Source organism: Alicyclobacillus contaminans DSM 17975 (assembly GCF_000429525.1).
Classification (GTDB): domain Bacteria; phylum Bacillota; class Bacilli; order Alicyclobacillales; family Alicyclobacillaceae; genus Alicyclobacillus_A; species Alicyclobacillus_A contaminans.
In genome coordinates, this window is record NZ_AUCA01000007.1 from 34444 (window position 1) to 57849 (window position 23406).

The following is a 23406-nucleotide window of genomic DNA, read 5'->3' on the forward strand; positions in this document are numbered from 1 at the left end:
GATGTGAGGGGGAGCTTGACATGGCTCGCGTGAAACTGGAGCATGTATGGAAGAAGTACACGAATGAAGTGGCGGCTGTCAAAGACTTCAACCTGGATATTCAGGACAAGGAGTTCGTGGTGTTTGTCGGTCCGTCCGGCTGCGGCAAGACCACAACACTGCGCATGATTGCTGGGTTGGAGGATATTTCGTCCGGCGATCTGTACATTGGCGAACGCCGCGTGAATGACGTGGCGCCGAAAGACCGGGACATCGCGATGGTGTTCCAAAACTACGCGCTGTATCCGCATATGTCGGTCTATCAGAACATGGCATTCGCCCTCAAGCTGCGGAAAACGCCGAAGGATGAGATTGACAAGCGCGTTCGTGAAGCGGCTCGCATCTTGGACATCTCGCATCTGTTGGATCGAAAGCCGAAGGCACTGTCCGGCGGTCAGCGGCAACGCGTGGCGCTGGGGCGGGCCATTGTCCGTGAACCACAGGTCTTTCTGATGGACGAACCGCTGTCCAACCTGGACGCCAAGCTGCGGGTGCAGATGCGGGCGGAGATTCGCAAACTGCATCAATCCATCCAGACCACGTTTATCTACGTGACGCACGACCAGACGGAAGCCATGACGATGGGCGACCGCATTGTCGTGATGCGCGACGGCGTCATTCAGCAGGCCGACACGCCGCAGCGCGTGTACAGCCATCCCGTGAATATGTTTGTCGCGGGTTTCATCGGATCGCCCGCGATGAACTTCCTGCGCGGAGAACTGGCCGAAGAGGGCGGTGCCCTGTACTTCCGTGCGCCGGAGATCAACATCCGACTGCCGGAAGGGCGTTATGAGGCGATTCGCGCCGCAAACGTGATTGGCAAACCGGTCGTCCTCGGCATTCGTCCTGAGGATCTGCACAACGACGAGGTGTTTTTGCAAACGTATCCGGAGGCGACGCTGCAAACTCATGTCGAAGTTGTCGAACACATGGGTTCCGAATTGTATCTGCACGTGAATGTGGGCGGTCAAACGGTGGTGGCCCGCGTCAACGCGCGCTTCGATGTGCGTCCTGGCACGAATTTGTCGCTGGCGCTCGACCTGAACAAGATCCACGTCTTCGATGCAGAAACGGAAGCAGCGATCCCCCATCCAACGCAGGGGTGATAGCGAATGAGTAAGTTGCGGTCGGTGACCGTGGAGGAACTGGTGGAAGGCGTCGGGCTGACGGTGTTCACCCCGTCAGCAGACATGTCGCGGAAAATTACAACGGTAGACATCCACCGCCCCGGCTTGGCACTGGCCGGCTACCTTCGGTATCATGCGGCGGAGCGCATCCAGCTGTTGGGACGCACCGAGTTGTCTTTCCTCAACGGCATGGACAAGCGAGAACAGGCGTTGCGGTTGTTTGCCTTCTGTTCCTATGAACAGACACCGTGCCTGATTGTCACGCGCGGAGAGGCTCCGCCAGAACTGTTGTTGAAAGAGGCCACGTCGCGCGGTCTGCCCGTGCTCGGAACCAAAATGGTGACCACGCGGGCGGCTGCGGTGCTCTCCAACTTTCTCGAAGAACAACTTGCGCCGGAAATCATGGTGCATGGCGTGCTCGTCGACGTGTACGGGATTGGCATCCTCATCACCGGATCGAGTGGGATAGGCAAGAGCGAGACCGCGCTGGAATTGATTAAGCGCGGTCACCGACTGGTGGCGGATGACGCGGTGATTCTCCGGCAGGTGGCGGACGACACTCTGGTGGGCAGTCCGCCGCCGCTGCTCAAATACCTGCTCGAGATTCGCGGGCTCGGCGTGCTCAATGCGATGACGCTATTCGGCGCCGGCTCCGTCCGCACCCATAAGAAGGTGGCGATGACGATTCACCTGGAGGCGTGGCAGGACGATGTGGCCTATGATCGACTGGGCATTGACGAGCAAACGGTGCGCATTCTCGACACGGAGATTCCTTCTCTGACGGTGCCGGTTCGACCGGGGAGAAACCTGGCGGTCATTGTCGAGGTCGCGGCCATGAACCATCGCTTGAAGCGAATCGGGTACAATGCGGCGCGCGCGTTCTCCGAGGAATTGGCTCAGGCGATTGGGCAACACCATGAATGACCATCCCGACGCTGGATGAAAGCAAGCCCGTGATCCGACCGGATCGCGGGCTTCATGTTGTTGGGAAAGCGTGGATCGTGGCGATGATTGAAGGAATTTTGACGTTTGCGTCGAATTACCCCACTTGGCTCAGTGTGATATGAAGGGCAAGATGGGGAAGGGGTCGGTCGAGTGAACTGGTTCGCCCGAGCGCGTAGAGCGCCCGCGCGATTGCCTGCGGCAAGTGCGGAAAGCAAAGGGACAAGCAGCAATTCTCGATGGCAGCGATGGTATTCGGGATGGCGGCGAGAGTGGCAACGGATTTCACCCACGCGATTGTACTTCGCTTCTGCAGTTTCGTTGGCAGTGTTTTTCGGTGCATCCTACCTCGCAGTCTCCGCAATTCACAGCACGTCAGACTGGAAACGGGTATTTAGCAACGGTACGTACGTTGGCATGATCCCCAACGATGATGAAGTGGTCGCCTCCGTTCAGCGGTTGGCAGTTGGGTACCATGTGGATGTGCGTATGGAGGACGTGCACACCAGCGTTCCCAGCACGTATGATTGGCAAATGGCCGCGGGCCTGCCGGTGACGGCGGTCGCGGTGATGTATAATGGGAAACCCGTTGTCTACACGGCGGACGATGCGTCGGCCACCCAAGTGCTGCAACGGGTTCAACAGGCGTTGGCCCCGACCGGCGTCGCGGCGGATGATGTGCAGTTCGCCGGCAAAGTTGCCTTGCAACCGACGGTGGTCAGTGTGGCCAACGTGATGAGTCCGGATTCTGCGGTGCGCTATATTTTACACCCTTCCCGCACCACGCTGGTGGGCCGCGGCATCAGTTTGCGCATGATTGCGGACGGCGCCGATGCATCGCGCGCGGTTTCACCTCCGTCGACCGCCGAGGCACCGCTGATGGCGGTGGAGGCGGATGTGACGGTGTCTCGAGAAGTCGCGGTGCCGTACACCATCCAGTACGTTAAATCCAATCAACTGGCGGCCGGCACGGTGAAGGTACAACGTCACGGACAGCCGGGGAAGAAGCGAGAGCAAGTGGAGGTTCGCTACGTGAACGGGAAGCCGGTTGGACAAAAGGTTGTTCAACAGACGGTTCTGCAATCTCCGCAACCGGAGGTGGCGTTGCTCGGAATCAACAACGGGGTGGCTTCCGGCAGTTGGCAATGGCCGAGTCCATACACGGATATCACGTCTCCGTTCGGCTATCGGTCGCTCGACGGCGGGGAGATGCATCCGGGGGTGGACATTGGATGCCCCATCGGTACGCCGGTGTACGCGTCGAACAACGGCGTCGTGGAAGAGGCCGGCTGGAACAGCGGGGGATACGGGAACTGGATCAAGATCAACAATGGGAATGGCATTGAAACGGTATATGGTCATTTGTCGCGCCCCGTGGTGCACGCGGGACAGACGGTCAGCAAAGGCCAGTTGATTGGCTATTCCGGCGATACCGGCCATGTGACGGGGCCCCATCTGCATTACGAAGTGCGTATCAACGGCCGACCGGTGGAACCAACCCCGTACATGTGACGGCTGCGTGCCAGGAGTCCGCAGCGTCGTTCAAACCGCATCGGAAATGATAGAGCCAGAGGAGGCGGCCTCCTCTGGCTCTTGTATTTATGAGGCGAAATCGGTGGATTGCCTCAGAGACTCACATCGCGGTCGGGGCCTTCAAGCCCAACAGATGCAGCCCGTACGCGAGTGCGCTGCGCACCGCGTCGGTCAGCGCCAGGCGCTGGTCGCGCGCCGCTTCCGCGCTGAGAATGGGACAGTCGTGGTAGAACCGGTTGAAGGCGTGGCAGACGTCCAACAGGAAGCGAGCGATGAGGGACGGATCGAGCTCGTCCACCGCCCGTTCCAACACTTCCTGGGCCTGCGCCAGAACGGTGATCAGCCGCCATTCGGCGTCGTGCACGTCCACCAGGTTGTCCACGCTGCCCGCCTGGCCGGGCGTGGCTTCCGCCTTGCGCAGGACGCTGCAGGCTCGGGCGTGGGTGTACTGCACGTAGGGACCGGTTTCTCCATCGAAGTTGAGGACTTCTTCGTATCGGAAATCGACATCGTGCATGCGGTACGACTTCAGATCATTGAAGATCACCGCGCCGATGCCAACGGCTTCCGCCACCGAGTCCTTGTCTTCCAGGGAAGGATTTTTCTCCTCGATGATCCGCTTGGCCTCGGCGACGGCCTTGTCCAAAACGTCTTCCAAATACACGATTTTGCCGCGGCGCGTGGACATCCGTTCGCCGTTGTACTTCATCATGCCGAATGCTACGTGTTGGCAGTTGGCGGCCCAGGAGCGTCCCATCAACTCGAGCACTTTGAACACCTGTTGGAAATGCAGCGTCTGTTCGGCGCCGACCACGTACAGCAGGGTGTCCGCGCCGAACTGGTCGTGGCGGTAGTTGGCCGCTGCCAAATCGCGAGTGGCGTAAATCGTAGCACCGTCCGATTTCACGATGATGCAAGGAGGCATGTTCCAAGCGGAAAGATCAACCACTTCCGCCCCATCGCTTTCCACGAGCAGCCCCTTCGACCGAAGCTCGTCCACCACGACCTGCATCATGTCGTTGTAGAAACTTTCGCCCAAGTAATGGTCAAACTGGACGCCCAGCCGATGGTACATCGCGCGGAACACTTTCAGGCTTTCGTCGATGAACCACTGCCACAGGCGAGTGGCCTCGGCATCTCCTTCTTCCAGCTTCTTAAACCATTCCCTGGCCTCGTCATCCAGTTCAGGATGCTTTTCTGCTTCGTCGTGGAAGCGGACGTACAGCGAAAACAGTTCACGCACGGGGTTCGCGCGGACCACGGCCTCGTCTCCCCACTTGCGGTATGCGACGATGATCTTGCCGAACTGCGTTCCCCAATCGCCGAGATGGTTGATGCCGACGACGCGCCAGCCATCCGCCTCCAACAGGTGAACAATGGCCTGGCCAATCACGGTGGAGCGAAGATGGCCCACGCCAAACGGTTTCGCGATGTTCGGCGACGAATAGTCGATGGCAGCGGTGCGCCCTTGCCCGCGTTGGCGCGAAAACCACTGCTCGGGATGGCTCTGCAGGGTGCGAACCACGTCCCGCATCAGCGCATCCCGGTTCAGTTGAACATTCACGTAGCCCCCTGTTGCCTCCGCACGGGCAAAAGCAGGGTGTTCCGCCAATGCCGAGGCTACGTCCTTGGCGATGTCCGCTGGGTTCCTGCGCAATGTCTTCGCAAACCGGAAGCACGGCAACGCCAGGTCTCCGAGATCTGGATTCGGCGGGTATTCCAGATGTTCCACAATGTCCTCCGCAGGCACTTTCAGCACGTCGGCGACCTGCTCGGCAAACGTCAGTTTCTGCTGCAGCATTGTCGGTTGATTCACTCCAATTCCGGTCATGACATGAAGCGTTTTGCTGAATCTCTCGTCGACAGACGCAGTGCAAAACGCTGGAATTGAATTATTATATCATGCCCAAGATGGCCCGTGAACTTCATGTGGTCTGGCCCATATGGTATACTCGACGTACCGCGAAGTTCACATAATCACGACTCGTGACCTTTGAGCAATGGGATAAATTCGGGATTGACACCCCGATGCTGTGAACTGGAGGTGTCTGCGTGGACTCGCAGCGGCAAATGGGCGCGCGGAACGGTCGTCGAAACGGCAACGTGATTGCCATGCGCCTGGATGCAGCGTTCTTCTTCGAACGCGGTGTGCGTTATCTGGAGCGAAATGACATGAAGCGAGCGCTGAAAGCGTTTCGCAAAACGATTGAATACGAACCGGACAATCCGGTGAATCATTGCAATCTGGCCGGCGTACTGGCCGAATTGGGCGATTTTGAAGCATCCAATGAGATCCTGTTGCATGTTCTGCAGGATCTCGATCCCGACATGGCCGAGTGCCGCTTCTATCTGGCGAACAACTACGCCAATATGGGACAGTACGAAGCGGCCGAAGAGTGCGTCCTGAGCTATTTGGATGCCTGTCCGGACGGCGAATTCGCCGAAGAGGCGGAGGAGATGCTCGACATTCTGCTGGACGAGTTCGGCGGCGGCAAGGCGTACGCGCGGTGGCAGGAGCGGCGCCGACAGGAGGAGCGCGCGTCCGCGTTGAAGGATGGACGCCACCTGCTGGAAAACGGGCAGTTTGAAGCAGCCATGGAGTGGCTTGAGCGGACCATCGACCGCGAACCGGAGAATATGGCAGCGCGCAACAACCTGTCCCTGGCCTACTATTACACAGGCCAGTATGAGCGGGCGGTGGCCTGCGCGGAACAGGTGCTCGCGAAGGAACCAGGGAACCTGCACGCGCTCTGCAATCTCACGGTCTTTCTGGCGCATCTCGGGCCGCGGGAAGCGTTTCTTGAGTGCGTTCGCAAAGTGAAAAACCTCTTTCCGTTGCACTATGATCACGCCATGAAACTGGGTACGACGCTGGGATTGGTAGGAGAGCACCGGGCAGCGCTCGAGGTGTTCCGCAAACTGGCTCGGATGGTTGGCACGCCGGAGCCGACCCTGGTGCATTGTCTGGCGGCTGCGGCGGCCAACACTCGGCAGTACCGGATGGCCCGCTATTGGTGGCGTCAGCTGCAGCGCGACGACGAAGTCAAGGATGTAGCCGCCTACTTTCTTGCGTGCCTGGATGAAGCCGAACGCAGCAACAAGCCGTTGCGCTTCAGCTACCAATACGAAATTCCGGCGCAGACTCAGTGGGTCAATATGCATCGCCGCCTGAGCAGCATCGATGTTGAGGAGTGGCGCAATCATCCGCTGCTGCGCGCGATGCTGTACTGGGCGCTGCGCAACGGCGAGGAGGATGCGCAGTACGCCGCGATTCGGTTGCTCTGTCACTTGGCGGATGACGATGCGGAAAAGGCGCTGCGCTCGTTTTTGAAACGTTCGGACATTTCCTTTGGGGTTCAGGCTGCCGCGCTCTACGCGCTGCAGCGGATGGGGGCGCGCGGACGCATCGAATGGATGCAAGACGGAGTGCCGACGTCCCTGCGCATGTCGGAGGTGCCGCGCGACATCATTCTCTCCGTGCGTTCGGAGTGGAGGGAGATCTACAATGCGGCGGAACAGTGGCTGCGGCTGGCGCACAAATCCCGCTACGTCCGCGAAGCTAAACAGGTGTGGTGCGATTTTCTGAAACACGCGTTTCAGCGGGCCCAATGGCATCTCGGAAAGCCGGATATTTGGACGGCTGCACTGCTGTATGTTGTCTTGAAACGCCACAAGGAACCGATTCGCCAGAAGTACCTTGCCGAGGCGTTCCACGTGTCCGTCTCGTCCCTCAGCAAGGCCGCCGCGCGGTTGACTCAATTCTTTGTCAAGATGCCGTGACGGGGTGTGGGTGGGCGGCAGTGCATCCGCTGGGATGGAAAATAGTTGCTGTCACATTTTCTTAAACGGACTGTAACACAAATGAAATCTGAGGGCGCTACGATACAGGTGCATCACATTTGACCCCCTTTTCGATAGAACCACATTGGGCGCCGTCCACCGGCGCCAATTTTTTTCTCAACGGCTTCCATGCTATGCTACTTTATAGAGGTTGGCGTTTTGCGATTCGTTGACGGAGATTCACGTCGGTCACCGGTCCACGGCACTGGCGGCAGCCGGTTGGGATGGGAGCAACCGCAGTCGGCTGGACGGTGCGCTGCAAAACGCCGGAGGTGAATCAGGTGCAGATCATCGTGAATTGTTTTACCCCATATGGGGATGGTTTTGTCATGCTGCAAAAACCGCGCCGGGGCTGGTGGGTACTGCCTGGGGGAAAGGTGGATGCCGCAGAGATTTGGCCGGACGCGGCGAAGCGAGAAATGATGGAAGAGGCTGGGTTGGTGGTGGATCATCTCGTTCTGCACGGGATCTATCACCTGCACATCGCCGCATCGGACACGGAGGCGGCGAAAGATAGATTGATTGTCCAGTTTTCCGCGGACTGTGTCGGTGGAGAACTGCTGGAGTCATGCAAGGAAGGGAAGCTGTCGGTGATTCGTCCCGGCGAACTGAACGACTTGCCGATGGATGAAGGAGACCGCCTGATGGTGCGGCGCACATTGGAGCAGGTTGCGTCTGGTGTTCATCAGGTGTCGTTCGGGCGCTTTTCGTACGATGCGGATCATCGGCTGCTGGAATGGACTATGAGTCCCGGCGCTTAAGGTCGCAACCGCAGCGACGGACCGTGAGGAGGCACCGAGTTTGTCAGTGTTGTTTGGGATTGATATTGGAGGAACGTCGGTCAAGACGGCGTTTGTCAGTTCGGAGGGGGAGATCCTCCATCGAGCCGAAATGCCAACCCGGCCGGAAACCGGGTTGGATGATTTCTTCGCGCGGTTGCGGGCACTGTTTCAGCAGGAGGCGCGGTCAGCCGGCATACGCATTCAGGATGTTACAGGAGTGGGGGTGGGTGTCCCCGGTTTTCTGGACGATGCGTGCGCTGTGGTTGTCGAGGCGGTGAATCTGGCGTGGAGAGACGTGCCACTGCGGGATCGATTGGAAGCGTGTCTTGAACTTCCGGCCGCCATTGAAAATGATGCGAATCTCGCTGCGCTCGGCGAATCATGGGTCGGCGGCGGCAAGGGTCGGCAGCATTTGCTGTGCGTCACGGTGGGAACCGGGATTGGCGCAGGATTGGTGTTGAACGGGATCATCTACCGCGGCATGAACGGGATGGCTGGCGAAATCGGCCACCTTGTGGTGCAGCGTCAGGGAGGAATTCGCTGCAACTGCGGTCAGACGGGATGTCTGGAGACGGTGGCGTCGGCGACGGCCATCATTCGTCAAGCGAAGGAACGGATGCCGGAGCGCGCAGCGAACATCGTCGGGGCGTCCGACGTGTTCAGTCTCGCGGAACAGGGCTCGGCCGAGGCGCAGGCGGTTGTGGCGGAAGCGGCCGACTGGCTCGGGTACGGTTTGGCGTTGACGGCCACCGCGCTCAATCCGGACTGCATCGTGGTGGGCGGCGGCGTTTCCAAGGCGCGCGAACTGTTCCTGCAGCCGGTGCGGCAAGCGTTCATCCGGTATTCGCTGGAGCGAATTCATGAAGCGCCGCTCGTGCCGGCAGAGCTCGGCAACGACGCGGGAGTTGTTGGGGCTGCGCGTTTGGCGCAACAGCGACTGAATCGTGGTTGACCCCCATCATTCAGCGGAGGAGGCGGCGGGCATGGCGGACAAGATGGAAGTCCTGATTATCACCGGGATGTCCGGCGCAGGGAAGACGGTGGCGATGCAGTCGCTCGAGGACATCGGCTACTTTTGCGTTGACAACCTGCCGCCGGCGCTGATTCCCAAGTTTGTGGACGTGGCGAAACAGTCCGGAGGCAAGCTGGCCAAGGTGGCCCTGGCCTGCGATCTGCGCGGCGGAGATTTGTTTCAGCCGCTCGTGGATACGGTACGACAGCTGCGCAACCACCCCGGGGTACAGGTGACCGTGCTGTTTCTCGAGGCGAACGATGAAACACTGGTGCGTCGGTTCAAGGAGACGCGCCGTCGCCACCCGTTCGTCGACGGCGCCCGCCTGTTGGACGGAATCCAGGGAGAGCGGTTGGCTTTGGCGCAGGTGCGGGCCGAGGCGGACATTCTGCTGGACACCAGCGACTGGCGGCCGGGACGGTTGAAGCAGGAGCTGGTGCAGCGCTTTGCCGCCACCAGCACGCGTTTTCCGGTGCATATCATCTCGTTCGGGTTCAAGTATGGCATCCCCATCGATGCCGACATGATTCTCGATGTTCGTTTTCTGCCCAACCCGCATTATGTGGAGTCGCTTCGTCCGTTCACCGGGGAAGACGCGCCGGTGTACGACTATGTGATGCAATGGCCCGCCACTCAGGAGTTTCTGCGGCGGGCGGAGGATCTGGTTGATTTTCTGATTCCTCAATTCACTAAGGAAGGAAAAACGCACCTGGTCATCGGCATCGGCTGCACCGGCGGCAAGCATCGATCCGTCGCTGTCAGCCGTCACCTGCACGAACACATCAAGGACCGAACGGACGCGTCGCTGACGCATCGCGATAGTCGGCGGGAGGGTTGACGGGTGCGCACATGGTGGTTATGGGCGTGGACCATCGGTTGTTTCGGCTGCGGCATCCTCGCCGGTTCTCTCGGCTGGCAGCGTTTTGGCAGCCACGGCTTTTGGCTCGGCGGGACCGTGCTGATCTTCGCGATGGCCCTGCTCAGCTACGGATGGTGGCGGGAGTTTCGCGCCAGTCGCAGAAAACTGCAGCGGCTGCAGCGGCGACCACGCATTGTCGCGATTGGCGGCGGCACCGGTCTGTCGGTGATCTTGCGCGGGCTGAAGGAATTCGACGTGGATCTGACCGCCGTGGTGACGGTGGCGGACGACGGTGGCAGTTCCGGCCGTCTGCGATCCGATTTTGCCATGCCGCCTCCGGGGGACATCCGGAATTGCCTGGTGGCGTTGGCGGACACGGAACCTTTGCTCGAACGGCTGCTGCAGTTCCGGTTTCCGGCGGGCGAAGGGTTGGCAGGCCATAGTTTTGGGAATTTGTTTCTGGCCGCGATGACGCACATCATGGGCGATTTTGAATCGGCCATCCGCGAAACCAGTCGCGTGCTCGCGGTGCGCGGCCGGGTGCTGCCGGCGGTTCAGGAAGACGTGATTCTCCGGGCGATCTTCGAAGACGGCACGGTGGTGGAGGGCGAGTCGAACATCCCGGAATTGCACAAGCGCATTGAGCGAGTGGAACTGGTTCCGGGGGATGTCGAGCCGCTGCCGGAGGTGCTGGAGGCCATTCGCGGCGCGGACGCCATCGTCGTTGGACCGGGCAGTCTGTACACCAGCATCCTTCCGAACCTGCTGGTGCCGGGGATTGCGGAGGCCGTGGCGGAGAGCACGGCCAAGAAGATTTTTGTGTGCAACGTGATGACCCAGCCGGGGGAGACCGACACGTTCTCCGCCTCTCACCACGTGGATGTGATTTATCGCCATGTGGGGCGCCGGCTGTTCGATTACATCATCGTCAATGCGGCGACACTGCCGCCCGAAGCGATTGAACAGTACCAGGCTCAGCAGTCGTACCCCGTTCTGGTGGACGTGGAGGCGCTGCATCGGCTTGGTTTGCGGGTGATTGCCCGCAATTTTGTGCACTACGCGACCTATGCGCGCCACGACAGCCGGCTGGTTGCAGAGCAAATCGTCAGTCTGATTGGCTTCGAACGCCAGAGTTGAACGCGGTGTGATGGGATGCGGCAAGGAGGGAAGACCGTGTCTTTTGCAGCACAGACGAAGAAGGAATTGACCCTGATTCAGGAGGACGCCTGCTGTCAGAGGGCGGAGTTGGAGGCCATTGTCGGCCTGCTTGGCCGAGTGACGGTGACCGACAGCCGCCGTCTGCTCGAGGTGGAAACGGAAAATGTCGCGACCGCGCGGCGTATTTACACGCAGTTGCGGGAGCAGTTCGACATCCATCCGGAAGTGTTCGTGCGCAAAAAGATGCGTCTGAAGAAAAACAACGTGTACGCCGTTCGCGTGCCGATTTTTCCGCAGCACCCTCTCGTGGCCGCTGGCTGGATGGATGCCGCGGCCGCATCCCTGACGATTGCGCCGCAGCGTCCTCGCAAAAGTTGCTGTCGGCGCGCCTTCTTGCGCGGTGCGTTTCTCGCCTCCGGCAGTGTGAACGATCCGGGGAGCACCTCGTATCACCTGGAAATCACGGCGGCCAACGAGGCGTGGGCCAATGTCATCCGCGCGTTGATGAACGAGTATGCTCTGCATGCCAAAGTGATTTCGCGCAAAAAGGGCTACGTGGTGTATCTCAAGGAAGGCGAAAAGATTGTGGATTTCCTCAGCCTCATCGGCGCCCACCAGGCGTTGTTGAAGTTTGAAGACGTCCGTATTCTCAAGGGAATGCGCAATCAGGTCAATCGCCTGGTGAACTGTGAGACGGCGAATATGAACAAGACCATCAGCGCCGCGGTGCGGCAGCTCGAGGTCATACAGTTTATCGACGACTGCATCGGCCTCTCCAATCTGCCGGAGAAACTTCGCGAAGCCGCGGAAATTCGCCGCCGCTATCCGGAGGTCAACCTGCAGGAATTGTGCGAACGCATGCCGCACAAGGTGAGCAAGTCGGGGTTGAATCACCGTTTTCGAAAATTGGAGGAAATGGCCGACAAGTTGCGCGCAACCCATTGATGGGTGTGTGCGATGTGCACATTGGGAAGCGCTTTCTTAGCGTGGTATACTTTCCGTAATTCAACAGGCCAGGATGTCCGGCGTGGTGAGGGAGGGATTAGGATGGCAGAACGTACTGTCGAGGTCAGGTTGTCCACGGGGCTTCTTGCGCGGCCGGCGGCCTTGTTTGTGCAGGAGGCCAATCGATTTTCCAGTGAGATCTTCATCGAAAAAGACGGGAAATCGGTGAACGCAAAGAGCATTATGGGCGTCATGTCGCTGGCGATTGCGCACGGCGAATCCATCACAATTCGAGCGGAAGGCACCGACGCGCAGGATGCGGTCCATCGCCTGGCGGACATGGTGGCACAGGAGGCGTGACCTGTGTGACCATGGCGTAAAGCGGTGTCCGGATACAGCTGGGCACCGTTTTTGTTTCACCCACTCCGAATTTCTGCATTCTCTCCGCACGGCAAATCCCCTCAGTGTGCTGTTTCCCGATGGAAGAGCGGGCGCCTCAGCGCCGTCCCGTGGTTCTGTCCATTTTTCGCTTGTCATAGGCTGATGGAAGACGGCGAAAAATGGGGGAGTTCCATGGCGACGCGGTTCCGTCCGCGCAAGCGCCGCCTGCCCGGTACCGCCTGGCTGTTCGTGGGCGCCGGTCTGGCAGGAGCGCTGGCGCTGTTTGAACTGTATCAGATGGTCATCCCTTTCCAATCGGCCAATCCGCTGTGGCGAGAGGTCACGGTGGGTGAGCCGGTGATTGACAGCTGGAGATACGGCGGATTGGACGAAGAAGGGTATTTACGGTTTTACAACAATGGACAAACGGCGTTGCTGCCGCCCAGCGCACACACGTTTGACGCTGATGGGCAATTTGTGGTGCTGGAAGGTCATACGGCGTCGTCGTTGACCTTTGCGAGCCCATACGAGGCCATTCCGGCGCGCTGGTTGATATCCGGCGCAGCTGTCCTTTGCCTCGGCGGAATGGTGCTGTGGTTGCGTCGGCGGGCGAGAGGGCCCAGATTACGCCTGAAACGGAGCCAATCCGTTCGCATTCGTCCCACCTGGCGCTCGCAAAAGCCCCGTGATTGGCGCGGGCAACGCGGTTTCGCCGAAGCCATCGCGTTCAGGAAGAAGCGGTTCCGCGCGAACAGATCCTCCAAAGGGTAGGTTTGCGCGGAATCGGGCGTCTGTGTTGTTCCCATATGCAACAAGTGATACGCTAAGGAGAAAGGACGTACGCAGTGCGCTGGCATGCGGATGGAGCAACGCGTCTGCAACAGAGGAGGAACCAAACAGGGAATGGCGTTGAGACCTGGCCGTGTCCAACAAATTCACAAGCGTGAAGACCGTGGCATTGATCGCAGCAATGAACCGTTTACCATTGACCGACTGATCCGCCGGCCTGGGTTCATCTCGGTGCAGCGTCCTGCGTTTGAACAGGGGTACACACATCATCTTCGGGAGATTTATCCGCAGTGGGGAATTGGCGTCAGCTCATGCCTGAACAACGGTGTGCAAGTCAAGCACCCGCGTCTCCGCTTCGATCACTACGTGGACCTCGTGAAGGTGTGGGAAGACCAGGAATACATATACGTGGAGGACATGTACGTTGATGTCCTGATTTACGAACGTTCGTACTACCACATCATCGATATGGAGGAGTTCGGGGAAGCGGTGGCCCTGCGCCACATCAGTACGGCGGAAGCGCGCCGAGTGTTGGAAAATACGCAGCGATTCGTGGATTCCATGAAGCGCAGCCGCCTGTCGTACGCGGTATGGAAGCAGAAGTACGGCACACACCGGCGCTATCCCTGAACGCGCGGCGGCGTCAAGGTTCTCGGGGCAACTCAGTGTCGCTGTTGGTTGCTGCTGCGCTCGCGATGATGGCGGTTGTCTCCGCGAAGCGGCTCGCTTCAGTGTCGAGCGAAGCGGAAACCCCCTTCATCTTCACGGGAAACAGAGGCGGCACGGATGGGCGCCGCCTCTGCTGTTGCTGCCTGTGTGGCTCATGAACGCACACAGTGGACTGTGTTTACTCTTTCAGGCTTTCCAGCATGTCGTCTGCGATTTGGTTCGCATCAACGTGGTTTCCGGTTGAAACCATCCGACTGCGTCGCATGGTTTCCCAAGCGGCAATCCCAACACTCGCGCCCACCAGCATTGCGGTCATCGTGCCCATGCCGTTCCGGCGTCTGGGCATTATGCGCCTGCGCACGCCGGCCGCCATGCCATTCATGAATTCCCACATGGCAAGCACCTCCCGTGAACCGTATTGTAACCACAAACGCTGGGGTTCAATCGCCGGTCTCTGTGAAAGGAGCGAGGAAATCATGGAAAGCTTCCGTCCTCCATCCCGCGTGTCCGTGCTGCACGCGGTCGAATGCGGGACTGATTCAAACGGACGGGGGCATAGTCGCCATCGCCGGATTGGACAAGCAGGCAGGCAAAGTCGAACGGTGGATGGCGGGCGTTTGATACTCTCCGCGCTGGATGAAGGACGAGGAAGGGGAAACATGACTTCATACGCACATAGACTTGTACTGTGGTACAAAGCCCATCGCCGCGAGATGCCGTGGCGGAATACGAGCAATCCATACGAAATCTGGGTCAGTGAAACGATGCTGCAGCAGACGCGCGTGGAGACCGTCATCCCGTATTATCACGCATTTCTGCGCGATTTTCCCACCGTCGCAGCGCTGGCCGCAGCCGACGAACAGGCGGTTTTGAAGCGGTGGCAGGGGCTTGGCTACTACTCGAGAGCCCGCAATTTGCACAGAGCTGCCAAGGTGCTGATGGCCGACCACGGAGGAGAAATTCCACCAGATGTAGAAAGCTTTCGGAAACTGCCCGGGGTCGGCCCCTACACGGCGGGGGCTGTGATGAGCATCGCATTTCACCTTCCGGTTCCCGCAGTGGACGGGAATGTGATGCGGGTGATGACCCGATGGCTGGGGATTGCTCTGCCCATTGAGACCGCCGCGTGCCGCAACCAGGTCACGGAACAAACGCGGGCGTGGCTCCAGGAAGCGGATCCGGCCGCTCTCACCCAGGCGCTGATGGAACTGGGCGCCACGGTTTGTACGCCGCGGTCTCCGCGGTGCGAGGCGTGCCCCATTGCGGAGGGCTGCTTTGCCAACCTCAGGAACGCGGTGGAGCGGTTTCCGGTGCGAAAGGCGAAAGCGGAGCGCAGGCGGATTGATATCGCGGCGCTCTGGCTGGAAGAGAGAGGCCGCCTGTGGCTGGAACAGCGGCCGGATGAAGGACTGTTGGCAGGGATGTGGCAGCTGCCAGCTTGGGAAGTGCACCAAGAAGGCGGCACCGAGTCGGAGCTGGCGGCGCTGGTGCGCGACGGCCTGGAGAAGTGGGCTGCGGCAGGAGACATTCCACCGACACAGCTCCCGGCGTCGTTTGCCAAGATTGACGAAGCGCGACACATCTTCACACATCTGGAGTGGGTGGTGCACGTGTTTCGACCCATCTACACGGCGCCGCCCGCACCCCTGCCGGAAGTGGCTCGCCGGCGCAAGGTGAACGCCGAGGAGTTGTCGGAGCTGCCGCTGCCGCGCATTTACGAAAAACTGTTGACGCGCTTCGCAGGCCCTTGAGTTTTTTGCGGATCACTTTCTGGAGAGAATAGTGATGGAGGAGGGACTTTCATGCAAACGTACGCATTGACGCGCGGAACTCTGCTCGGCAAGGTGTTCTTTGGATTGTTTCTCAGTCTCATGTGCGCGTTTTTGGGAGTGTGGGCCGGGACGCAGGTGCCGCCGGCGTTCATTGGCATTCTGATGATTGTCGAATTGGTGATGATTGTCGTGGCCATGTTCATGCAGCGCCGCCGGGCCATCGGTATGCCGTTTGTGTTGGCGTTCACGTTCATTTCAGGGATCACGCTGTGGCCGACCCTTCACGCCTACCTGTACGCCTTGGGCGCGGCCGTTGTGCTGAAGGCGGTCGGTGTCAGCGCTGGTGCGTTCTTGGTCGCCGCAGTGGTGGCGTCACGCACCAGCTTCGACTTCTCGTTTCTGGGTGGCTTCCTGTTGATTGGCCTGCTGGCCGTGGTCGGCATGGGCCTGGTATCTTTGTTTGTCGGTTTCTCGACCATGGCCGAGTTGGTGTACTCGCTGTTGGGGATTGCGGTATTCATCGGTTACGTGCTGTTTGATGTGAACCGTCTGGCGCAACAGGAGATACCGGAAACGGCGGTGCCGTGGGTGGTGCTGTCCTTGTATCTGGATTTTGTCAATTTGCTGTTGTTTGTCCTGCGCCTATTTGGGGTGCTGCAGTCTTCCGACAGGCGCTGACGCCATTTCAGCGGCTGCCTTGACCCGTGCCTGCCAGAACACTATAATAATTCATCAAGGTGGATACGGGCGGAGAGCGGAGTGCCGTCAGACACGCGGGTCTGGTTCTCGCGGCATTCGAAGAGCTGGTACCGCAGGATGACCAACCTCTCGTCCAGAACTGGGCGAGAGGTTTTTCATATACGCCAAATCGGGCTATCAGGAGTTGGTCGAAATGAATTACAACCATCGTGAAATTGAGGAGAAATGGCGCAAGCGCTGGCGTGAGACGGGCGTGGACAAAGTCCGGGAGGACAGCGGCAAGCCGAAATATTACTGCCTCGACATGTTTCCGTATCCGTCGGGCAATGGTCTGCATGTGGGCCATTGGCGGGGATACACCATATCTGACGTGTGGAGCCGTTATAAAACCATTCAAGGATATGAAGTACTGCATCCCATGGGCTGGGATGCGTTCGGGCTGCCCGCGGAAAACGCCGCCATCAAATTGGGGATTCATCCCGCCGTCTCGACAGCCAACAACATCGCGAACTTCAAGAAGCAGCTGCAGGAAATTGGCGCGATGTACGACTGGGACCGGGAGATCAACACCAGCAGTCCGGAATTCTATAAATGGACGCAATACTTCTTTGTGAAGATGTTCGAACGGGGGCTCGCGTACCGCAAAAAGATGCCCATCAACTGGTGTCCGAGCTGCAAAACGGGGCTTGCGAACGAAGAAGTGGTGGACGGATGTTGCGAGCGCTGCGGCACGGAAGTGACGAAGCGCGAGATGAATCAATGGATGCTGAAGATTACAGCCTACGCAGACAGGCTGTTGAATGATCTGGACAAACTGGACTGGCCGGACAAAGTCAAGCGCATGCAGGCCGCGTGGATTGGCCGAAGTGAGGGCGCGCGCATTCACTTCGACGTGAAAGGGACTTCCGAAAAACTCGAGGTGTTCACCACAAGGCCGGATACGCTGTTTGGCGCCACCTACATGGTGCTTGCGCCGGAACACCCGCTGGTGGCTCAGATTACAACCGCCGAACAGCGGGCGGCCGTGGAAGCGTACGTGCAGGAAACGCTGAAAAAGTCGGCGGTGGCGCGGCAGATTGTGGATAAGACCAAGACCGGGGTGTTCACCGGCGCCTATGCCGTTCACCCGCTGACCGGCCGCGACCTCCCCATCTGGATTGCCGACTACGTACTGATGGAGTACGGAACCGGCGCTATCATGGCGGTGCCCGCTCACGACGAGCGCGACTTTGATTTTGCAAAGGCGTTCAACCTGCCGATTGTCACGGTGGTGGCGCCGGAAGACAGCAGCGTCGGCGACGGGGAATTGTACGTCGGCCCCGGCCGACTGGTGAATTCTGGACCGTTTGACGGACTCACCGTGGAGGAAGGAAAAAAGGCGATTGTCGAAGCTCTGGCCGAGCGGGGGATTGGCGAACAGACCGTCACCTACCGGATGCGGGACTGGGTGTTTGCGCGCCAACGCTACTGGGGCGAGCCCATTCCCATTGTGTACTGCGATCGATGCGGCACATTGCCCGTACCGGTCGAACAACTGCCCGTGACGCTGCCGGATGTGGAGCGCTATGAACCCACCGGCACCGGGGAATCCCCGCTCGCCGCGATTGAGTCGTTCGTGCACACCACGTGCCCGAAGTGCGGCGGACCGGCGCGCCGCGAGACCGATACGATGCCGCAGTGGGCCGGATCGAGCTGGTATTTTCTGCGGTATCCCGATCCGAACAATGATCAGGCGCCGTTCTCCAAGGAGGCCGCCAACAAGTGGCTGCCGGTGGATATGTACATTGGCGGCGTGGAGCATGCGGTGCTGCATCTGCTGTATGCGCGGTTCTTCACGAAGGTCATTCACGACCTCGGTTTGATTGATTTCGACGAGCCGTTCCAGCACCTGTTCAACCAGGGCATGGTGACGCTGAACGGCGCGAAGATGAGTAAATCCAAAGGCAACGTGGTCAATCCGGAGGACATCATTGAGCAGTTCGGGGCGGATGCACTGCGGATGTACGAGCTGTTCATGGGGCCGCCGGAGGATGACGCCGAGTGGAACACGAACGGTCTCGAGGGCGTTGCCCGCTTCCTCGGCCGCGTCTATCGCCTGGTCGCGGCGAATGCCAACCATCCGGCGGCCACTCGTCCGTCCTTGGAAAAACTGCGTCACCGCTTCGTCGCGACGCTGCAGGAACGGATGGACAGTTTCCGCCTGAACACCGCGGTGAGCGCGTTCATGGAGTACGTCAACGCGCTGCAGCCGGAAGCGGAAAAGGGGCTGGACAAAGCCACGCTGGAGACGCTGGTCGTGACCATCGCGCCGTTTGCCCCGCACCTCGGCGAAGAGCTGTGGGAGATGCTGGGACACACTACATCCGTGTTCGAGGCAGACTGGCCGACCTACGATGAGAAATGGTTGAAGGATGACGAGGTGGAAATCGCGGTGCAGATCAACGGCCGGGTTCGCGCCAAGTTGGTGGTGGCGGCGGACGCTGACGCCAAGACGGCGATTGCCGCCGCAAAGGCTGCGCCGGACGTGGCCGAGTGGTTGAATGGTAAAGTCGTCAAAAAAGAAATCTACGTTCCGGGTCGCCTGGTGAACCTGGTGGTGCAGGGCTGACGGCCCACAGGCAGGATTTTGCGCGAGCGATGAGGAATTGGCTAGAAGTATCTGTCCGCCCTCCGGACGAAGGGGGCGGACCACTTCGCCAGCGTTCCTCGTCGCTCGTATTGTTTTGAGAGGACGGGGCCGGTGCCCGGAGGAGATGGAGATGGCGCCATCTGTCCGCGATCAAAAACTGTACGCGGCCATTGCCAATGAAATCCGTGAACGGATTGAAGCGGGCGTGCTTCGTCCCGGTGATCGGTTGCCCACACTGTCCGAATTGGCCGAGGCGTTCGGTTGCAGCCGCGCCACGGTGCGGGAGGCGCTGGGCGCGCTGCGCGGTCAGGGGCTGATTGAGGTTCGGCACGGCGATGGGACGTACGTCCGAACGGCCGGCATTGAGATGTGGATGGAACCGGTGGACGCCGCGGTGCTGTTGGCGCCGAGCGAATCGGTGCAGTTGGTGGAACTGACGGCGGCCGCGTTGGCAGGGGCGGCGGGGATTGCGGCGGATCGGCGGACGGAGGCCGGTTTGGCCGAGTTGGCGCAGGCTCTGTTTCGGTTAGAGTGCGCGACGCCCGGCGCTGAAGAGGCGGTAGTGGCGGAATTGGCATTCTATCTTCAACTCGCCGTCTGCTCCGGCAACGTGCTGTTTGAGAACGTGCTTCGCGTCCTGCAGGAGGCGCTGCGCAGTCTGCTGCGCTATTTGCAGCCGGTTCGGCCCGCTGGCACGGAGGTGTGCCGGCGATTGTTCGACGCCGTGGCGGCGGGGGGCGCCGACAGTGCGCGGTCCATCGCTTTCGCGCTTGGTGACGAGATGAGTTCGGCCCTGCTGCGCCGGCGTGGACTGGAGGCTCGATAACGGCGGCGTGGTTCGTCGGATGGACGGATGGCCGAGGGGGGGACAAAGCGCATGTTCGGTAGGCAGTTCCCCTTCTCATTTTGCTCGAGATGGGGTATACTGTGAATGTAAGCGCTATCATCAATGTATGAATGCTCTGCGGAATGCGGGGGAACAAAGGATGCCGAAACTTCTGATAGCGGCTTTTGGCAAGGAGAGCTTGACGTACGTGCGCCGTGCACGCCAGTTGGGGCTGCACGTGCGAGTGCTGGATTGTGTGGATGCGTATCACGTCCGGTTGTTGCAATGGTTTGGAGACGACCTTCTGCAGGTGCATGGACGAAGAAATCAGGTTCGCGAGAAAGTGGCTGTGGAGCATTTTGACGTGGCGATTGTGCACGAGGACGAAAACTTCGTGAAAACCGCGTTGATCACGCAATCTCTGAGGGAGGCCGGCATTCCCCAGGTGATGGTGGTCACGCGGGACGCGGTGCGCAAATCGGTGTATCGCCGGTGTGGAGCCCATCAGGTGATTGTGGCGAACTCTGTGGACCAGGCGTGGATGAAACTGCACACGAGTCTGCCGAGCTATGTTACGGCATAACTCATCGTGTTGAATATTTGCATTGTCGAGGGAATACGGTCACAGCGCCGATGCATGTGCATCGGCGCTGTGTTTTGTCCGAGGCGGCCGGCGTCTTCAAGCTCGCGCCCTTCTGGTTTATGCTATCATCGGGGTACGGCCTGAACGGGCGCTGTGGAGTGAAAGGAGGAACTTTCGTGTCGCGGACTGCGAAGGTGATCTATTTTTTCGTGGCGCTATTGGTGATGGCGTGCTTTGCTGTCGGCAGTGTGATGCTGGCTGAACAGCGACCGGCCATTGCCGTCACGCTGTTTGTGCTTGCCGTCCTTGGCGCGGGTGCTGGGTTTGCGAGCAAGCGGAAAGTCATGAACCGATAGACAGGTCGGTTTGAAAGGGTGGGACGTTCGTGCGATTCCGGACCCAGGACCCATTGGTGAGGCGGTATCTCGGACGACTGGCCGAAGTCCTGGCGCTGCTCGTCCTGATTGTGGTGGTCTGCTGGGCCTTTGTAAAGGTGTTTGACTACATCCTGCCGTTTGTGGTGGGCGCCTTTTTCGCCATCATGCTGTTGCCGTTGGTGCGTGGCCTTGAGCATCGCGGGGTCAATCGGGTGGCGGCCGTGTTCACCGTGCTCGGGAGCATCGTCATCATTCTGGTGGCCATCTCCACGTACGTTGTGATTGCGGTCGCGCGGGAAGCGACCATGTGGACGAGCACCATCACGGATCAGTTCGGATTGATTCAATCGTGGTTCACACAGCAGTTATCGCTGGGGAAGGCAGTCTTCGGGAAATTGCCCCCGACCATCGCCAATGAGCTGAACGATACCGCGAAACACTTCTTCAGCAGCATCCAAACCATATTCTCCGGTCTGGCCGGAACGCTGATTCAATCGGTGACGCACCTGCCGGAGTCGATGTTCGTCACGGTGATTGCCATTATCACCACCTATTTCATGCTCGTCAATCGCAACCGCATGTTCCGCAGTTTCCTCAAGACCCTGCCGCCGGGGTGGGCGGGCAAGGTGCAGGTGGTCATTGACGACATGATGAAGGCGTTCGTCGGCACGATTCGCGCTCAGGTCGTCCTGATGTTGATGTCCGCCGTGCTCGGCATCATCGGCATGTGGATTGCGGGGATTCAGTACGCAGTCATCCTCGGCATTTTGTTCGGTATCTCTGGGTTGGTGCCCATTCTCGGATCGGCGATTCTGACCGTTCCCTGGGCGATTGGCGCCTTTGTCATCGGGGATTTTCCGCTGGCTGTGAAGGTGCTGTTGCTGCAGTTGGGCATTTCGCTCGTTCGGCACGTGGTCGAGCCGAAGATCCTGGCAGACAGCGTGGGCCTCGATACATTGTCGACGCTGTTCGCCATGTACGTGGGCATGAAATTGATGGGGGTCCTCGGTCTGTTCCTAGGGCCGATTGTGCTGATTGGCATCAAGTCGCTGCTGCGCATTCGCCTGTTCATGGACTTCTTCCCGGATGCGGTTGCCGCAGTGGAGATGGGGGCGGCGCCGAGGGACGCGTCGACACCAGCGGAGGATGAACCGAAAACGGACGGAGAAGGACGGCAGAACGGTGCGCGCGGGGAGATAAAATCGTGAGACTCGTGAGCCGCAAGGCCTGGGGCAGCGCCCACCGCGTCTGGGAACGTGTTGCACCCACGGATCATCCGTGGGCGTTCTGGATTGCTGCCGGATGGCCGGTGATGGAAGCGGATGGGCGGCGTTGGAGCAGCGCCTATCCGGTGGTGGGGCTGTTCTGGCCGGATCGATTCTACCAGGTCTTCCTGCTGCTGAAGGACGATGCGACGGAGTATTATTGCAACCTCATCACGCCGCCCGTGTATCGGCCGGGTGAACGAGTGATTTCTTTTGTGGATTTGGACCTGGACGTGGTCATTGCGGACGGGCGCGTGCAGGTGCTCGACGAGGATGAATACGCGCTGCGGCGGCGGCAGTACCCGGAAGCATGGCAAACGGCCGTCACGCAGGCGAGCGCGGAGCTCATCCGTCTCGCCAACGAACGGCGTGGACCGTTCTCCACCGAGACCGCGACGCGATGGAGACAGTGGAGCGGGGGCCGGCGCGCTGGCGGCTGAACACCACCGGTGCCGACGGTGAATATCATTCGTTTCGCGGCTCGTTGTCCGACTCCAACAGCTTGCGGGCGCGCTCCATGATGGCGAACAACGCTTTCGAATCTTGTTCGAACTGTTGCGGCGTCAATTCGAGCAATTGGATCTGGCCGCTTTCGGCAACCGTCGACTCCAGTTCCCGAATGCGCGATTGCAGCCGCTCGTTTTCCAGTTGCAAGTTTTCCAGCTGCACCTTCAGTTTTTGATATTGCAGGTCATAGGCCTGCAAGAACAGGATGACGTCCTGAATGGAATCGCTCGCGGCTGGGTTTGCGATTTGGGGATTGCGGCGCAATCCTGGAGACACCGCTTTCTGTGCCGTCTTTCTGTCCCGCTTCGCAGCCTCGATTTCCGCCCGGAGGCCCTTGCGCAACACACCGTTCCAGCGGTATCCGCAAGCCGCCGCGGTACGCCCCAGTTCGTTACCGGCTTCCTCGAAGGCGCGCAACTGCGTACTGCCGCTGCGAATGTGATTGAGGACAATGGATGCCAGACGTTGATCGTCCTCAGGCGTCCACGCGTCGGATCTGGCCACCCACTTTTCCGCATTTTCCACAGAATATTCCTCCCTCGCGTCTGTACTATACTTTATTTCCACGCTTTACGAGATTCATACAATGCCCGAACAGAGGGTCTATAACATGCTATGAACCAACGGCCGCAAGGTGACCAGTCACAAGAAAAAATTCGTAGAGTGAACCCT

At 59.6% G+C, this 23406-nt stretch carries 23 protein-coding genes; 20 read left to right on the plus strand and 3 right to left on the minus strand.

Annotated features, from left to right (window positions below):
- The first annotated feature begins 20 nt into the window (after positions 1-20).
- From G463_RS0104380 to G463_RS21585, 3 genes are all read left to right on the plus strand, one after another.
- Positions 21-1145: an ABC transporter ATP-binding protein gene (locus G463_RS0104380; protein ID WP_026974191.1), complete on the plus strand. Its 1125-nt coding sequence runs from the start codon at positions 21-23 to the stop codon at positions 1143-1145.
- A 6-nt stretch (positions 1146-1151) separates the two neighbouring features.
- On the plus strand, positions 1152-2090 hold the full coding sequence (gene hprK, locus G463_RS0104385) for an HPr(Ser) kinase/phosphatase (protein ID WP_026974192.1): 939 nt from the start codon (positions 1152-1154) through the stop codon (positions 2088-2090).
- Positions 2091-2261: 171 nt separating this feature from the next.
- Positions 2262-3620 carry a M23 family metallopeptidase gene (locus tag G463_RS21585; RefSeq protein ID WP_051321924.1) on the plus strand — a complete coding sequence of 453 codons (1359 nt, stop codon included), beginning with the start codon at positions 2262-2264 and terminating at the stop codon, positions 3618-3620.
- Positions 3621-3741: 121 nt separating this feature from the next.
- Here the strand turns inward: G463_RS21585 and argS are convergent, their stop codons facing one another.
- Positions 3742-5442, minus strand: a complete 1701-nt coding sequence (gene argS, locus G463_RS0104400; protein WP_026974193.1) for an arginine--tRNA ligase — start codon at positions 5440-5442, stop codon at positions 3742-3744.
- Between the two features lie 251 nt (positions 5443-5693).
- Here argS and G463_RS18765 point away from each other — a divergent pair, with 251 nt between their 5' ends.
- The 9 genes from G463_RS18765 (at position 5694) to G463_RS0104445 (ending at position 14037) form a co-directional block, all read left to right on the plus strand.
- Entirely contained in the window at positions 5694-7421 is a 1728-nt protein-coding gene (locus G463_RS18765; RefSeq protein ID WP_245575685.1) for a tetratricopeptide repeat protein, read from the plus strand.
- A 284-nt stretch (positions 7422-7705) separates the two neighbouring features.
- Positions 7706-8242 carry an NUDIX domain-containing protein gene (locus G463_RS18770; RefSeq protein ID WP_051321925.1) on the plus strand — a complete coding sequence of 179 codons (537 nt, stop codon included), beginning with the start codon at positions 7706-7708 and terminating at the stop codon, positions 8240-8242.
- 46 nt (positions 8243-8288) lie between these two features.
- Positions 8289-9215 carry an ROK family glucokinase gene (locus G463_RS0104415; protein ID WP_245575688.1) on the plus strand — a complete coding sequence of 309 codons (927 nt, stop codon included), beginning with the start codon at positions 8289-8291 and terminating at the stop codon, positions 9213-9215.
- Between the two features lie 31 nt (positions 9216-9246).
- Positions 9247-10113, plus strand: a complete 867-nt coding sequence (gene rapZ / locus G463_RS0104420) for an RNase adapter RapZ (protein WP_026974195.1) — start codon at positions 9247-9249, stop codon at positions 10111-10113.
- Between the two features lie 3 nt (positions 10114-10116).
- Positions 10117-11271: a gluconeogenesis factor YvcK family protein gene (locus G463_RS0104425; protein ID WP_084171209.1), complete on the plus strand. Its 1155-nt coding sequence runs from the start codon at positions 10117-10119 to the stop codon at positions 11269-11271.
- Between the two features lie 36 nt (positions 11272-11307).
- Positions 11308-12237, plus strand: a complete 930-nt coding sequence (whiA, locus tag G463_RS0104430; RefSeq protein WP_026974197.1) for a DNA-binding protein WhiA — start codon at positions 11308-11310, stop codon at positions 12235-12237.
- Positions 12238-12339: 102 nt separating this feature from the next.
- Positions 12340-12597 carry an HPr family phosphocarrier protein gene (locus G463_RS0104435; protein WP_026974198.1) on the plus strand — a complete coding sequence of 86 codons (258 nt, stop codon included), beginning with the start codon at positions 12340-12342 and terminating at the stop codon, positions 12595-12597.
- A 213-nt stretch (positions 12598-12810) separates the two neighbouring features.
- Positions 12811-13389, plus strand: coding sequence for a hypothetical protein (locus G463_RS18775; RefSeq protein WP_051321926.1), 579 nt, complete (start codon positions 12811-12813; stop codon positions 13387-13389).
- Between the two features lie 132 nt (positions 13390-13521).
- Entirely contained in the window at positions 13522-14037 is a 516-nt protein-coding gene (locus tag G463_RS0104445; protein ID WP_026974199.1) for a ribonuclease FAU-1 family protein, read from the plus strand.
- Positions 14038-14254: 217 nt separating this feature from the next.
- Here the strand turns inward: G463_RS0104445 and G463_RS22760 are convergent, their stop codons facing one another.
- Positions 14255-14470, minus strand: coding sequence for a hypothetical protein (locus tag G463_RS22760; protein ID WP_026974200.1), 216 nt, complete (start codon positions 14468-14470; stop codon positions 14255-14257).
- Positions 14471-14735: 265 nt separating this feature from the next.
- Here G463_RS22760 and mutY point away from each other — a divergent pair, with 265 nt between their 5' ends.
- The 8 genes from mutY to G463_RS18785 all read left to right on the plus strand — a co-directional run bounded on the left by mutY (position 14736) and on the right by G463_RS18785 (position 22667).
- Positions 14736-15827 carry an A/G-specific adenine glycosylase gene (gene mutY, locus G463_RS0104455; RefSeq protein WP_035485681.1) on the plus strand — a complete coding sequence of 364 codons (1092 nt, stop codon included), beginning with the start codon at positions 14736-14738 and terminating at the stop codon, positions 15825-15827.
- 51 nt (positions 15828-15878) lie between these two features.
- A complete protein-coding gene (locus G463_RS0104460) occupies positions 15879-16526 on the plus strand; it encodes a Bax inhibitor-1/YccA family protein (RefSeq protein ID WP_051321927.1) in 648 nt (215 codons plus the stop codon).
- A 214-nt stretch (positions 16527-16740) separates the two neighbouring features.
- On the plus strand, positions 16741-19155 hold the full coding sequence (gene leuS, locus G463_RS0104465; protein ID WP_026974203.1) for a leucine--tRNA ligase: 2415 nt from the start codon (positions 16741-16743) through the stop codon (positions 19153-19155).
- A 151-nt stretch (positions 19156-19306) separates the two neighbouring features.
- Complete coding sequence (locus G463_RS0104470) at positions 19307-20002, plus strand: FadR/GntR family transcriptional regulator (RefSeq protein ID WP_051321928.1); 696 nt, start codon at positions 19307-19309, stop codon at positions 20000-20002.
- 160 nt (positions 20003-20162) lie between these two features.
- Positions 20163-20585: an NAD-binding protein gene (locus G463_RS0104475; RefSeq protein ID WP_026974205.1), complete on the plus strand. Its 423-nt coding sequence runs from the start codon at positions 20163-20165 to the stop codon at positions 20583-20585.
- 176 nt (positions 20586-20761) lie between these two features.
- Positions 20762-20941 carry a hypothetical protein gene (locus G463_RS0104480; protein ID WP_026974206.1) on the plus strand — a complete coding sequence of 60 codons (180 nt, stop codon included), beginning with the start codon at positions 20762-20764 and terminating at the stop codon, positions 20939-20941.
- Positions 20942-20970: 29 nt separating this feature from the next.
- On the plus strand, positions 20971-22170 hold the full coding sequence (ytvI, locus tag G463_RS18780; RefSeq protein WP_084171211.1) for a sporulation integral membrane protein YtvI: 1200 nt from the start codon (positions 20971-20973) through the stop codon (positions 22168-22170).
- Positions 22167-22667, plus strand: a complete 501-nt coding sequence (locus G463_RS18785; protein ID WP_051321929.1) for a DUF402 domain-containing protein — start codon at positions 22167-22169, stop codon at positions 22665-22667. Before ytvI ends, G463_RS18785 begins: the two co-directional genes overlap by 4 nt.
- A gap of 25 nt (positions 22668-22692) precedes the next feature.
- Here the strand turns inward: G463_RS18785 and G463_RS0104495 are convergent, their stop codons facing one another.
- Positions 22693-23259 carry a transcriptional regulator gene (locus G463_RS0104495; protein WP_026974207.1) on the minus strand — a complete coding sequence of 189 codons (567 nt, stop codon included), beginning with the start codon at positions 23257-23259 and terminating at the stop codon, positions 22693-22695.
- Positions 23260-23406 lie beyond the last annotated feature (147 nt).

Excerpts from the sequence above, each read along its gene's own strand:
- mutY (WP_035485681.1), top strand. The coding sequence starts at position 14,736 with ATGACTTCATACGCACATAGACTTGTACTGTGGTACAAAGCCCATCGC.
- rapZ (WP_026974195.1), top strand. The coding sequence starts at position 9,247 with ATGGCGGACAAGATGGAAGTCCTGATTATCACCGGGATGTCCGGCGCA.
- leuS (WP_026974203.1), top strand. The coding sequence starts at position 16,741 with ATGAATTACAACCATCGTGAAATTGAGGAGAAATGGCGCAAGCGCTGG.
- G463_RS18775 (WP_051321926.1), top strand. The coding sequence starts at position 12,811 with ATGGCGACGCGGTTCCGTCCGCGCAAGCGCCGCCTGCCCGGTACCGCC.
- G463_RS0104475 (WP_026974205.1), top strand. The coding sequence starts at position 20,163 with ATGCCGAAACTTCTGATAGCGGCTTTTGGCAAGGAGAGCTTGACGTAC.
- G463_RS18770 (WP_051321925.1), top strand. The coding sequence starts at position 7,706 with ATGGGAGCAACCGCAGTCGGCTGGACGGTGCGCTGCAAAACGCCGGAG.
- G463_RS0104435 (WP_026974198.1), top strand. The coding sequence starts at position 12,340 with ATGGCAGAACGTACTGTCGAGGTCAGGTTGTCCACGGGGCTTCTTGCG.
- G463_RS0104460 (WP_051321927.1), top strand. The coding sequence starts at position 15,879 with ATGCAAACGTACGCATTGACGCGCGGAACTCTGCTCGGCAAGGTGTTC.
- G463_RS0104380 (WP_026974191.1), top strand. The coding sequence starts at position 21 with ATGGCTCGCGTGAAACTGGAGCATGTATGGAAGAAGTACACGAATGAA.
- G463_RS22760 (WP_026974200.1), bottom strand. The coding sequence starts at position 14,470 with ATGTGGGAATTCATGAATGGCATGGCGGCCGGCGTGCGCAGGCGCATA.
- G463_RS0104445 (WP_026974199.1), top strand. The coding sequence starts at position 13,522 with ATGGCGTTGAGACCTGGCCGTGTCCAACAAATTCACAAGCGTGAAGAC.
- G463_RS0104470 (WP_051321928.1), top strand. The coding sequence starts at position 19,307 with ATGGCGCCATCTGTCCGCGATCAAAAACTGTACGCGGCCATTGCCAAT.
- hprK (WP_026974192.1), top strand. The coding sequence starts at position 1,152 with ATGAGTAAGTTGCGGTCGGTGACCGTGGAGGAACTGGTGGAAGGCGTC.
- argS (WP_026974193.1), bottom strand. The coding sequence starts at position 5,442 with ATGCTGCAGCAGAAACTGACGTTTGCCGAGCAGGTCGCCGACGTGCTG.